Origin of the sequence: Desulfosporosinus metallidurans (assembly GCF_001936615.1) — a bacterium.
Lineage (GTDB): Bacteria > Bacillota > Desulfitobacteriia > Desulfitobacteriales > Desulfitobacteriaceae > Desulfosporosinus > Desulfosporosinus metallidurans.
Map to the genome: position 1 here is coordinate 42,165 of NZ_MLBF01000032.1, position 12,459 is coordinate 54,623.

The following is a 12,459-nucleotide window of genomic DNA, read 5'->3' on the forward strand; positions in this document are numbered from 1 at the left end:
TTTCCTCCCCTGGCATGTTGAGACTATTTGATTAGTTTTCTCCCGATCCAAGGTTTGTAAATCGTTACAGCTTGCCGCGGGCAAAGCTCCTGACAGCAAAAACAGCGAATACAAGCTTCCAAATCAACGATTGGACGCTTATTCTCGTCAACAGTTAACGCCTTGGGCGGGCAATTATTAACACAATCCAAGCATCCCACACACATCTGATGTTCGAAGACTGGTCGAGGGCGCACACGGTTGAGCACAAATCCCTTTACCTTGCGGGGAAGGGGAACCATATCTAAGAAATTAGTGGAAACCGCTTTGGGAATCACAAAATCTTGAATTCGCCACAGCGAGCGTGCATCCCCTATTAATTGAAGTTCATCTAGCCGACTGATAAGGCCTCGACCGCGAGCTGCCATCACGGTCGGAACTTTTTCTGGCTTTAAGCCGATCAGATCCGCGGCTACGACATCGAGGGCGAAGGGATCCGTACTTAAAATTAAGGCACCGATGTTGCGAGGTTTACCAGCCGAAGGACCATCCCCTTCCATCCCCACAATTCCGTCCATAATACTTAAGGAAGGTTTTACCCAAGTCGCAATATCCACCAAAAGGTCCGCAAAGTCTGGAATCTTGAACATTTTCAAGTGATATTCTGCTTTAAGCAGGCCGGGAATAACCCCAAAGAGAATCTTCACAGCTCCGGTAAAGGTCATCATGCCATGCGTCTTTAGTTTAGAGAGGGGAATAACGACATCAGCATTGAGAACACAATTAGTCACGGTCATACTTTTAGCTAGTTTCCCCTCGGGGTACTGGATTGTCGTTTGTCCTACATCTTCATTGAGCATTGCTCCAGTCCGTTCAGCAACTTCAAGAAGACCCGAGCGACTGTAGATGGCCTGAAGTGCACTTACCGTATAAGGCCCACCCGGACTATCCCCAATAATCGGAATCCCACCCGCCTCCTGAACAAGCCGAACCACGGCCTCTACAACACTGGGATGAGTCGTTACCGCTTCTTCCGGTCGTTTCTTCATGAGCAGGTTCACTTTCAGCAAAACCTTTTGGCCCGGCTTCACAAACTCAGACATCCCGCCCCATTCCGCCAGCCCCTCCCGCAAACTCTGTTCCACATTGGCTGTATAGTCTGGGCAATATTTTAAAACAACTTTTGCCTGCACTTAAGATTCCACCCTCTCTAAATCCTGAAAGATATCCTCTCCTCGTCCTGGCAAGGCACCTAATTCCTGATCACATCGAAAATACTCCCGGCTCAAATAATCCTGCTTTTGCCTTTCTTCCAGATTCTCAAACTTCTGTCGCGATCCCATTTGAGTCCGATGCTCTGAAATCGCCTGCCATTTTCGCTCCGCCCAGGGTGCAATCGAGATCACATAATCCACATCTTGAAGTTGTTCCTTCGTAAACTTCCAGCCGGGCTTGACGTAGCAAAGCCGGGGCAGAGTATAGGCTTTCCCCCACTCCGGCTCCACTGGCTCCTGGGCAAGTTTAATAGCTGCTTTCGTAAAGTGGTGAATCGCCCGATGATCCCGGTGTCCGGATGCACCGTCTTCGCCAAACGTAATGATCACTTGAGGACGAATATCTCGTATGATTCGAACGAGACTTTCGACGATTTTAAGCGGGGGCGCAAAGGGGACTTCCTTATCACGATACCCTAAAAAGATCACCTCTGAGATTCCTAGGACCTTTGCCGCGCGCCGTAATTCCTGTTCTCGCACAAGGCCCACTTCTTCAGGCTTACAGATCCCCGCAGTCTTGCCAGCTTCTCCCTTTGTTGCGGCTACAAGGGTAACCTCTACCCCTTTTTCAGTGTATTTAGCGATTGTTCCACCCAAGGCAAATGATTCGTCATCTGGATGGGCAAAGATCAGTAGCATTCTTTTTGCCATAGTTTACGCCCCTTCTTTTCATGGACATTTAGTATCTTCAATAGTTTAGGTGTTAACAACTCATCAATTTTTCTCCGCAGTTTGTCAATATAGCAATCAATCATTGATTTGAATTACAAGCCTTATTATAGCCTTTTTTTTTCATAGAGGGAAATTTGACGCCCATCTCCAATGTGCCCATGAGCTATCATTTTGAAATTCATTGAAGCAGCCATTTAAAAGGTTTTTTACTTGGAATAAATTACCGTTTCCAGAGACAACTTACCATGTTATACTGCAGTTGTCTCCAGCAAGAACAAGCATTAATGATCACAAGGAGGATTCACTCATGAAAAAGAAGACTTTAAAATTCATAATGGGACTTCAAATTGGTATTCTGATGACCGCTGTCGCTTTACCAGTACAAGCCGCCGTTAATATAGGCGCTCCACAGACCTTATCAGGCTCTGTGGTTATACTTCGGTCTTCCGTTCCTACGACAACTCAGGTCACTTCCACTCCGATTTCCGCTCCAACTACTACTGCCGCTCGAGGAACCCAAACTACGGTTTCAACGCCAACCACCACGATCATTCAAAACTCGACACCACAATATCAGATGATCAATATCGGTACTTTGCCGAACAACCGCAGCGGAAGTGTCGTGTCGTTGAAAACGATTCTTAACCAACCCAATACTCTTCCTATAGCTTCTACTCCCTCTTCTACTCCAACTCCAACTCCAACTTCTACCACTATTCCTATCGTCCCTACCACAACTACTACCGTTCCTACCACTACAACCACTACTTCGCCCACCGTCTCTTCTTCTACTCCCCCTTCGACGACACCCGCTATCCCGGTCATTCCTACCATTGCTGCATTAACAGCCGATGAGCAATCCATGGTGGACATGATTAATCAAGAACGGATCGCTGCCGGTGTAAGTCCAGTTAAGGTAGACCTTCGCCTAGGCGCAGTGGGCCGCGCTAAAGCGAATGATATGAAGGCAAACAATTACTTTGACCATACCTCTCCAACCTACGGCAGCCCTTGGGCTATGATGCAACAAGTAGGGCTAACCGTCGGCTGGGCTGGAGAAAATATTGCTGGAAATAAATCCGTTTCAGGGACTATGGCAGCGCTTATGCAAAGTCCTGGCCACCGAGCTAATATTTTAGACCCACGCTTCACACATGTCGGCGTAGGAATTGCTTATGGAAGCGCTTACGGTAATCTATTCGTTCAGGAATTCTTACAAGAGTAGGTCAAACAATAATAGAGTAGGTGCGATCTTGCCTACTCTAGCCACTATCACTTGCGTTGCATTTAATTGGAAATCAGTTGTCAAGCTTCTCTTGGTATGTCCCATAAAAAGGCAGAACCTTGGTTCACCCAAGGCTCTGCCTTTTACGTGTATTCGAGCCCGCCCAAAAGAAGTTTCACGACTTTCCGGCTTACGTTTTTCACCAAATATTCCGGCGGAGGCTCCCAATCCCACCCCTGCCCCAAAACCATTTTCACGGCTCGCGAAATGGCTGCTGGTTCACAACCGGCAATCAGATTACTTCCAGCCTCTAATGTTTCCGGTCGCTCGGTCACATCCCGTAACGTCACATTTGGTATTTTATAAAGACAACACTCTTCTTGAACTGTCCCACTATCGCTCAAAACACAGTATGCATTTTGCTCCAAACACACAAAATCAAACAGCCCTAGAGGTTCCACGACCTGGATGCCGGTTCCTACGAAAGTCTTGTTTTGCTTCTCCAACTGAGAACGAGTACGGGGATGAAGACTGCAAATAATTGGCAAGCCGTATTCTTCATATAACCTATGAAAAGCGGTTATGAATTTTGCCAGACGTTCCTCGTCATCAACATTTTCAGCTCGGTGTAAAGTCACTAGAAAATAGCCTTTGCAGACCGCTCCCACCGTCTGCAGAGCCTGGCTTTGTGCAATTCTATCTACGCAATGGGTTAGAACTTCCCAAATTGGGTTACCCGTTACATAAATGCGTTCCCCTTCAATCCCTTCCCTCAGCAGGTTGGCCCGACTTCGTTCAGTGTAAGGCAGTAATATATCGCTGCAATGATCCACCACTCGACGATTGATTTCCTCCGGTACCCGGTCATCATAACAGCGGTTACCCGCCTCCATATGATAAACCGGAATCCGCAGCCGTTTAGCAACCATCGCCGCCAAGGCGCTGTTGGTATCCCCTAAAATAAGCAGGCGGTCAGGTTTTTCCTGGAGCATCACCTGTTCACACTTGAGGAGTATCTCACCAATTTGGCCCATCAACGTCGACGCCTGGCAGTCAAGCAAGTAATCTGGAGACCGCAGCTTTAGGTCAGTAAAAAATATATCGGTTAACGTCCGATCAAAGTTCTGACCGGTATGCACGAGGATATGCTCACAAAGGGTATCTAAGAGAGGTAGAATCCGGCTTAAACGAATAATTTCCGGACGTGTCCCCAATATGGTCATAATCTTCATCCCAGGGTTTCCCTTCTACTCATAGTTTGCCACCTAACTCAACGGTGGCAATGACAGTATTGGTGCTTTCGTCAATGACTGAGACATTATTGCTGCCTTACTCCGGAGACTGCGATATTCTCGATCAATCCGGTTGTTAATAAAGCAATTGCTCCACCTCCTTGCCTTAATTCAGCCACTCGGGAAAAAGTCGTTTTGCTCTCTCTCTGACAATCACAGAACACGCTTCGTTGGGGTTTTGACTCATATTTTTACCGTGCCATCGATAAGCCAACAGACGATCCTCCAGAAATCCGCAAGCATAATGGCGCAGAAAGCGGAACCACAAATCATAGTCATGGGCTTGGGGCAAGCTTTCGTCGAAATTCCCTATTTGCTTTAATGCAGAACTTCTCATCATCACGGAAGATCCGTTAATAAAACAGCCCTCCATGAGCTTTGTCACCATTTCCTGTTTGTCGGAATAATAAGGTGAATTCACCTCATATTGCTTTTTGCCGTTGGCATCAATGACCACAAAGCTCGTGTAGCTAAAACCTAGGTTCGGATCACTTTCCATCTGTCCAACCTGTTTAGACACTTTTTCATCCATTAAAATGTCATCTGCACTTAACCAGCCAATATACTTACCTGTCGCCAGAGATAACCCAAGATTTAAGGCGCTGGGTGTTCCCCCATTTTCTTTATAGATATAGTTAATTTTTGAACGATAGGGCTTCACAAGTTTGGCTGTTCCATCGGTGGAACCATCATCAATGACGAAAACCTCCAGATTTGCATAACTCTGATTGATTACACTGTCAAGCGCAAAGCGCAGATACCGGGCGTGATTATACGTGGGGATGACGACACTAACTTTAGGCGTCAACATTAGCGACCCTCCTGGTAAATCTTCTTCATCCACTCCACGGTTATGGGTAATCCTTCTTCTAGCTTCACCTTAGGGTCATGTCCAAGATCAGCCGTCGCTTTGGAAATATCCGGTCGTTTACTTACCGTATTGTGCTTGTCTTCTGGAAGATAATTGACTAATTTCGGATCACCCTCCGTATATTTGAGCACCAAATCGCTTAAATCTTTGACACTGCGGTATTCCGTTCCACCGATGTTATATACCTCACCTGGTTTAAAATTATTAGCGACGTTGGCTATTGTCGGGATTAAATCATCGACATACATAAAGACACGGTAGTATCCTTCGAAAACATCATAAGGCATACCCTTTAGGGCCCGATAGACAAAAAGGCAAATAACACTGCGGTAGGGATGATAATATTCCCCCGGACCGTAGGCATTAAACAAACGCAATCTAACAATGGGGGATTGGTATTTCTTTTCGAAATTTAAGATCTGTACTTCATTGGCCCACTTGCTTAAGGCATAGTCATTATGCTGAATAATGGTCTTTTTCAAAGGTAAATCTTCGGTTAAAAGAGGTTCTGCTGCTTCCCCGTAGATTTCCGAGGAACTAGTAAAAATCAGCTTAAAACCTTTTTTCAATTGCCATTCTAAAATGTTCCGCGTCCCGATGACGTTTGTCTTCCAAAGCGTGTCATAATAATGTTCTCCATTAATGCGGCCAAATTCGGCCGCTAAATGAAAGACATAATCATAGCTTTGCTCAAAAACACGTTCCAACTGGCGATATTCAGCAATATCTGCCCTAAAATACGTTTCCCCAGGTTGATGTTGTAGATCAACTTCCCAAACCTCATGCCCTCGATTTCTCAATACCTCTGCTAAACGTCTGCCTAACGTCCCTTTACTGCCCGTTACTAATATTTTGGCCATTATCTTTGCTCCCTTTTAAACTAATTATTTTTTGGCTATAGAAATTGTCCAACTTTGAAGCTGTTTCTCAAAACAACCAATGGGCCCTTATTTTGGGTTTAAAGCTTTTTGCCGCTCCAACACAACTCTATACATCGTCACATCCTGTTTTTCAATCCCCAGGTCGCTCTCATCATAGGCCTTAAAACCCGCTCCACTTAGTTCCTCAACCGTAAACAAGGGATCTTCCACCCAGACAGTATTTCCGGCAGCTTCTAAAGCTCTGACTAAGCCAACCCCTCTGCTATGCTTAAGATCCTTAACCCCCGTTTTATAACTCAACCCTCTGACTAAGACCTCCTTACCACTGCCTAACTGGTGCACTATCCTATCTCGATAGTCCTGATCCGCCTGTTCTGCCCCTTCCAACAAAGATGAATGACAAACCGTTCGTAAGAAACCCATGTCCTTGGGGAGACACTCCCCACCAATGCCCCAGTCGGTACCTAGCAGTTCGACGTTATTTTTACTATTTACAGCCCGTCTTAGCTCGTCATAATCCATTCCCTGGTCTACACAATAACCGTAAATTTCTTGAGCAAAGGCAACATCAACATAGCGCTTGACATTCTCAACCACCTTAGACAACTCCGCCACCCGGATATCGGAAACTTCAACTAGAAGGGGAACCAACGGGGTATAAAACTGACGTCCCCTTTCCAGACAAGCACTTGTAAAGGCTCCTATCACCCGCGGGGTATCACAAACGGTTTTATCAACCCCAAACATCACCCTATGGGGTACATGGATCAAGAAAATATCCGTTCCTATAGTAAACTCTTTTTCCTCCAAAAATTCACGTACGCGCCTCATGGTTCCTGGAGGCAACGTAGATTCAATGGAAATCAAAGAGCCTGGACAGATTATCATTTGTTCTAAAGCCGAAAATAAGTTTTGTCCCTGATTACCAGTGGAAGGAGCCATTAACCAAACATCGATCCCTGTTAACTTCCGATAATCCGCAGTCACCCTGTAACCCTTGGACCGTAATTCTTTGACCCTACTCTCATTCACATCCACCCCGATGACCTCTCCTGAGAATTCCTGGCAAAGGTAAGTGAAAAGATTAAGGCCAATATTACCCAAACCCACAACACAAATCTTCATTTTTGATCAATCCTTCCCCAAGCCTATCACTATAAGTTATGCAGTCCTCTCAATGTTGACACAACAGCGCTATGTTTCTCATTGAGAGAATAAATGCAATATCGAGTTTAGCTGCCGTTATTGCCACCTTGATGCCGAGCGTAACATACACTGAAAGGAAAACGAATTGCACATCAAAATTAGGAGGGCAAAATTATGAAACTAGTTATTCCCGTACTAAGCTTGGAAACAGGGGGAACACGCTTTATTTATCAGTTAGCCAATGAACTGGTGGATAAAGGACACAACGTGGAAATCGTACTGCCTGAAAACGCCTCCGTAGCTTGGCCTCTGAGGACACAAATTACCCGGGTCAAAGAACTTACCCCAGGTACACTACCGCCTGCGGATTTCCTTCTCCCGAATTTCTATCCCACTGTTTTTCCAGCTTGGGAATCCAAAAAAGGCCGAGTCGTTCGACTTAGCCTTGGTTATGAACCTTTATGGGTGAATGAAACAGAAAAAGCCCGGGCTTCTTATCTTATCGATGCGCCGATCATTTCCATATCTCAATGGCATCGTCAATTGATCTTACAAGGAACGGGGCGGGACAGCACAGTAATACCTGGAGGGGTTGACACCACTGTTTTTAAGCCCCTTCCCAAACTATCCCAATCCACCGACCGCCTAACCATTGCCTATATCCTGCGCTCGAAGGACCATGGCTATACTTGGAAGGGCGCCGAGGATTTTTGGGAAGCCTGTCAGCATTTATCACAGTCCGTTCCTGACTTTGACATCCGAGTTGTCACCCCAGAGAGGATACATTCCCACGCACCTCTACCCTATAAGATCGTAAAAGCTGATACTGACATTGAGATGGCTAATTTCTATGCTCAGGCAGACATCTTCGTTTCGACCTCCTACTTCGAAGCATTTGCCCTCCCCCCTTTAGAAGCCATGGCCTGTGGTACGGCAGTCGTTACTACTGATAATGGCGGTAACCGTGATTACACAAAAAACAAGGAGAACTGTTTACTTGTCCCCCCCAGCGATATCAAACAACTCACCCAAGCTCTAGCTCAATTGTTAACCCAAGAAACGTTACGCAATCAGCTTGCTCTCGCCGGCTCACAATTCGCCCTCCCCTGGACCTGGCGGCATACAGCCGATAAAGTAGAAGCCTTACTTCTACAGTTAACCTATGACTAGGCTGCAATCCTTCCAAGCTAATAGGGCATCGATAGGCTCAGCGTTTTCGCCATAGACCTTCACGAACGCTGAATTTCTCTGATCGTGAAACTTATTAAAAACAACAATATTGTAACCAAGTTTTTGAAAATCCTCTACCTCCCATCCCGATCGATGCCGTTGATAGCTTTCTCCCCCTAAACCGTAATGATCAACGTCTATCTGTTGAAAAAAACCCCTTGGTGTAAAGACAATGACTTTTTTGGAGGCTATCTCCTCCACCTGGCGCAGGACACTAAAAGCAACCTCCTTTTTAAAATGCTCAATCACATCAATTAAAGTTACACTATCTAGGGACTTTGGCAGAAATAGTTCGCTAAGGTGCTCTGCCGTGAAATTGAGTTTGATAAACTGCTCACCCAACTTAACATTCTCTAAATATGGTCGATGCGCATCAACACCGATCTTTATAGGACAATGAAATTCTTTCAGGGTTGCACCCACACCGCAACCAACATCTAAGAGCGTCTGAGAATCTAACAGAAGTTCATTAATCGTAACGAGGAAATCTTGATGGTTTACGACATTGACTGTCACTGGCCGGACACCCTTCCATTTTTAATTCCATTAATATGTTATTCAAAGTTTCTCCTAAAGTGCCTTCCGACACACAAAGCGCCTACTTAAACGCATAATCTGTAGTACCGTAAAGCAAAGGGAGGACAAACCATGAAGATAGTGTTTCCCGTTCTTAGTTTAGAAACGGGCGGGGGTTCTCGTTTTATGTATCATTTAGCTAATGCCCTAGTAGATAAAGGACATGATATTGAAGTGGTCATGCCCGAAAATGGACCCCAAGTCTGGCCATTGCGTGCAAAACTAAGACGAGTGAAAGAATTAACCCCTTCCTCCATTCCTTCAGCCGATTTTATACTACCTAATTTTTATTTAACGGTTAGGCCGGCCTGGGAATCCCAAAAAGGCCGGGTAGTACGCCTCAGTCTTGGGTATGAACCCCTCTGGGTCCCCGATTCGGAAACAGCCAAGCAGACCTATCTAATCGGTGCCCCAATCATGTCTATATCTCAATGGCACCGCCAAATACTGCTCCAAGAAACCGGCCTAGAAAGCACGGTTATCTCCGCTGGAGTAGACACTTCGACATTTCATCCTTATCCTAAACCATCTGAGCAAACAGGCTGTAAAAACATCTTCTACATCATGCGCGACCCCGCTTCTGGCTATACTTGGAAAGGAGGCGCAGACTTTTTAAAAGCCGTAAACCGTTTGAAGGATCAGGTTAATTTTGAGCTAACCGTTTCAATTCCTGAGAACGCCATTTTTACAAGCCCTTTTCCTTGCAGAATTAAGACCACGGCAACAGATCAAGAGCTAGCCCAGCTATATGCTGAAGCAGACCTCTTTGTTTACACCTCTTACTTTGAAGCGTTTGGTTTACCTCCCCTTGAAGCGATGGCTTGCGGTACAGCCGTAGTGACCACCGATTGTGGCGGAATTCGTGACTACGTTAGAAACGGTGAAAACTGTCTGTTGGTCCCCCCAAGTGATATTGAACAACTAAGCACAGCTATCTATGACCTATTGACAAAGGATGCCGAACGTCAGCGTATAGCCGCCACAGGCCATCTTTTCGCTCAAGCTTGGTCTTGGCAACGCACTGCTGATCAAGTAGAAGCTTTCTTGCTGAGCCTTTAAATACAGCAAGGGGAGCATATCGAAACTCTCAACAATCGTGCTTACCGCGTAGCGTTTTTGTTCTCTTTCTTTAGCAAATTAAAAAGACTAGAAAACCCCAATCGAACATTTCTCTGTCGTCAGACCGTTTTTCTTTATAGTCTCTCCGTCGTTTCCACTTGAAAATCCGAGAAAAACCTAGCGGATCTCCTGAAATTTTGGCAACTGATTCTTTCTATCAAGTGATAGACAAACAAAAAAAAGGGTCGAGTTTAGTGCTCTGCCCTTTTTTACTATGCAATAAATAATTTTTTACTCTCGCCACGATAATTGCCCCTGACGTTTACGGAAAATTGTTAAACCAGGGGGAACCGGAATAGTCATTAATTCATACGCGCTTGTGTCCTGTGCTAATATTTCAACCACTTGACAGGCCGTCCCGCTTAAGCCGGGTTGCATCATTTCTTCTTTTTCCGGATGAGTATCATGCAACAAAATTAGACCGTGTGGAGCTACAAAAGGGAAAAAATCATGGAAGTCTTGTACCCTCTCCTACTCATCCCCTATTTCCTTGTTAATTTCTCCCTTTTCTACCCTTCCTAATCCCAACACACCCTCCAAATAATTCTTGTTGTGAATAATCTGAGGGTCCTCCGGACGAAATGTTCTAGCTATTTCGTTATGTTCATAAGCCAACGCATACTGACCTAAACGATCGTAACAAACACACAATTGGAGGTGCGGAAGCCATGTCCAACAAGCATGAAACATATGTCCCCAACTGTCCAAAGGCTTTTCTATCTGTGTTGCTAATTTGTACCAAAACGTGGCTTGTTTAAGTTTTCCGCCTTGCAGGTTATAAAAACCTAAACGACAACAAAACTCAGCCCTTGGTGTATCAAATTCGAAGGATCTGAAAAGGTAAGCCTGTTCGTTTTCATGATCTCCAAGATTTTGAAAGCAATCTGCAAGTTTCCCACAGGTAGATATTTGATCTTCAACCCAGCCCTTACCCGTATCTAGAAATTTCTTGTAAAATTCAACAGCTCTCTCATACTGACGATGATCGAACAACTCATTGGCAAAATAATAAAGGTCACGTGGAGTGAAGAATTTCCCTAGTGCTAAACGTTTTTCATAAATGTTGAGGTTTCGGTCAGAGTTATGTGCTTCTTCTTTATGGGCCACCTCAACATCACTGTTAAAGACATGTCCGCTAACCTCTAAATATTCATGCACGGATCCAATCCATTGAAAGTTTCGGCTACGTTTAACCAGCCTATTTCGACGAAGACTGAAGGTCACATTCCCAAATTGATCAAATGCCAAAAGGTAAGGCATATTTACTGCATCAATCATTGGATCAAGATTTTTTTTCAGTGCTAAGAATTTTAAGCGATCTGGTTCTAATAAAACATCGTCTGCATCCAGCCATAAGATATATTCCATCGTGGCATGGCTAAAAGCATCGTTCCGAGCCGCCGCAAAATCGTCAATCCAAGTAAAATCAAAGATTTTATCGGTGTACCTACGAATAATTTCTTTGGTATGGTCGGTTGAACCAGTGTCGACAATAACGATTTCGTCAACGATATCTTGAACAGAATCTAGACACCGGGCAACAGTATTTTCCTCATTGCGAACAATCATACACAAACTGATAGTTATGTGATTATCAGCCATATTTCTAACCACCTCAAAGTAATAATCTTAGTCATACTCTATGGTATTCAACGAACTGAAAAGTGGAAGCTTATCCAACTCTAGATAGCAAAGAAGTAGCCCTCGGGCTATTTACTCCTTTCGAACCAAAAGAAGCCTTCCACTGAATGTAGAAGGCTTTCCGAAAATAGGTTAGTTCAAACGTATAATAGTAAATTGAGCTCCTACGGATGGAGATAAAGCCAATACCGCTGAAATAAGCGAGTTATTCCGCAAGGTAATCAGGTCCCCAGCTACAAGGGATAAAATAGCCTGACCAGCGATTTCTCCAACACTTACTAGAGCGGGAACTGGTGTGGATGCATCTACCGTTCCATTTACTGTTAGTGCGAATGAAGCATTCAGCCCAGCCGTGAAGCTTACGCTGTAAAATATCTCGTAAATACCCGTAGTAACAACAGTAATCGTGGTTGATCCAGCGACGTGTGTGATATTCGTCAGAGGACCATTATCACTAAATGGTACATCACTACCGCCAGCGATTGTCGCATTCGCCAAGATAGCAAGGTCGTATACATAACCAAAGCTAGCTAGTCCTGACCCGGTTGGGCCT

At 44.9% G+C, this 12,459-nt stretch carries 12 protein-coding genes and 1 pseudogene; 3 read left to right on the forward strand and 10 right to left on the reverse strand.

Annotation, left to right across the window (positions count from 1 at the left end; translation table 11 throughout):
* Window positions 1-23: 23 nt before the first annotated feature.
* Complete coding sequence (locus DSOL_RS16900; protein ID WP_075365998.1) at window positions 24-1,172, reverse strand: DUF362 domain-containing protein; 1,149 nt, start codon at window positions 1,170-1,172, stop codon at window positions 24-26.
* A complete protein-coding gene (locus DSOL_RS16905; protein ID WP_075365999.1) occupies window positions 1,173-1,904 on the reverse strand; it encodes a PIG-L deacetylase family protein in 732 nt (243 codons plus the stop codon). It lies immediately after the preceding gene.
* A gap of 328 nt (window positions 1,905-2,232) precedes the next feature.
* On the opposite strand from DSOL_RS16905, the gene DSOL_RS16910 reads away from it, so the two are divergent.
* Complete coding sequence (locus DSOL_RS16910; RefSeq protein WP_075366000.1) at window positions 2,233-3,150, forward strand: CAP domain-containing protein; 918 nt, start codon at window positions 2,233-2,235, stop codon at window positions 3,148-3,150.
* A 143-nt stretch (window positions 3,151-3,293) separates the two neighbouring features.
* Here DSOL_RS16910 and wecB read toward each other — a convergent pair whose 3' ends face one another.
* The 5 genes and pseudogenes from wecB to DSOL_RS16935 all read right to left on the reverse strand — a co-directional run bounded on the left by wecB (window position 3,294) and on the right by DSOL_RS16935 (window position 7,319).
* Window positions 3,294-4,382: a non-hydrolyzing UDP-N-acetylglucosamine 2-epimerase gene (wecB, locus tag DSOL_RS16915; RefSeq protein WP_075366001.1), complete on the reverse strand. Its 1,089-nt coding sequence runs from the start codon at window positions 4,380-4,382 to the stop codon at window positions 3,294-3,296.
* 19 nt (window positions 4,383-4,401) lie between these two features.
* A pseudogene (locus tag DSOL_RS30090) lies at window positions 4,402-4,473 on the reverse strand (hypothetical protein); the annotation flags it as partial.
* Window positions 4,474-4,548: 75 nt separating this feature from the next.
* Window positions 4,549-5,253 carry a glycosyltransferase gene (locus tag DSOL_RS16925; RefSeq protein WP_075366002.1) on the reverse strand — a complete coding sequence of 235 codons (705 nt, stop codon included), beginning with the start codon at window positions 5,251-5,253 and terminating at the stop codon, window positions 4,549-4,551.
* Complete coding sequence (locus tag DSOL_RS16930; RefSeq protein ID WP_075366003.1) at window positions 5,253-6,173, reverse strand: NAD-dependent epimerase/dehydratase family protein; 921 nt, start codon at window positions 6,171-6,173, stop codon at window positions 5,253-5,255. Before DSOL_RS16930 ends, DSOL_RS16925 begins: the two co-directional genes overlap by 1 nt.
* Before the next feature lie 87 nt (window positions 6,174-6,260).
* Window positions 6,261-7,319 carry an NAD-binding protein gene (locus DSOL_RS16935; RefSeq protein WP_075366004.1) on the reverse strand — a complete coding sequence of 353 codons (1,059 nt, stop codon included), beginning with the start codon at window positions 7,317-7,319 and terminating at the stop codon, window positions 6,261-6,263.
* 195 nt (window positions 7,320-7,514) lie between these two features.
* Between DSOL_RS16935 and DSOL_RS16940 the strand changes: the two genes are divergently transcribed.
* The gene (locus DSOL_RS16940; protein ID WP_075366005.1) at window positions 7,515-8,510 is read left to right on the forward strand and encodes a glycosyltransferase family 4 protein; all 996 of its coding nucleotides are present in this window, start codon (window positions 7,515-7,517) and stop codon (window positions 8,508-8,510) included.
* Here DSOL_RS16940 and DSOL_RS16945 read toward each other — a convergent pair.
* Window positions 8,496-9,086: a methyltransferase domain-containing protein gene (locus DSOL_RS16945; protein ID WP_075366006.1), complete on the reverse strand. Its 591-nt coding sequence runs from the start codon at window positions 9,084-9,086 to the stop codon at window positions 8,496-8,498. The genes DSOL_RS16940 and DSOL_RS16945 overlap by 15 nt on opposite strands.
* Before the next feature lie 132 nt (window positions 9,087-9,218).
* On the opposite strand from DSOL_RS16945, the gene DSOL_RS16950 reads away from it, so the two are divergent.
* Window positions 9,219-10,205, forward strand: a complete 987-nt coding sequence (locus DSOL_RS16950; protein ID WP_075366007.1) for a glycosyltransferase family 4 protein — start codon at window positions 9,219-9,221, stop codon at window positions 10,203-10,205.
* 531 nt (window positions 10,206-10,736) lie between these two features.
* Here the strand turns inward: DSOL_RS16950 and DSOL_RS16960 are convergent.
* Both DSOL_RS16960 and DSOL_RS28065 read right to left on the reverse strand, forming a co-directional pair.
* Window positions 10,737-11,867, reverse strand: a complete 1,131-nt coding sequence (locus tag DSOL_RS16960) for a glycosyltransferase family 2 protein (RefSeq protein ID WP_075366008.1) — start codon at window positions 11,865-11,867, stop codon at window positions 10,737-10,739.
* 171 nt (window positions 11,868-12,038) lie between these two features.
* The coding region (locus DSOL_RS28065) for a BclA C-terminal domain-containing protein (RefSeq protein ID WP_427854421.1) at window positions 12,039-12,459 on the reverse strand (421 nt) is incomplete at its 5' end.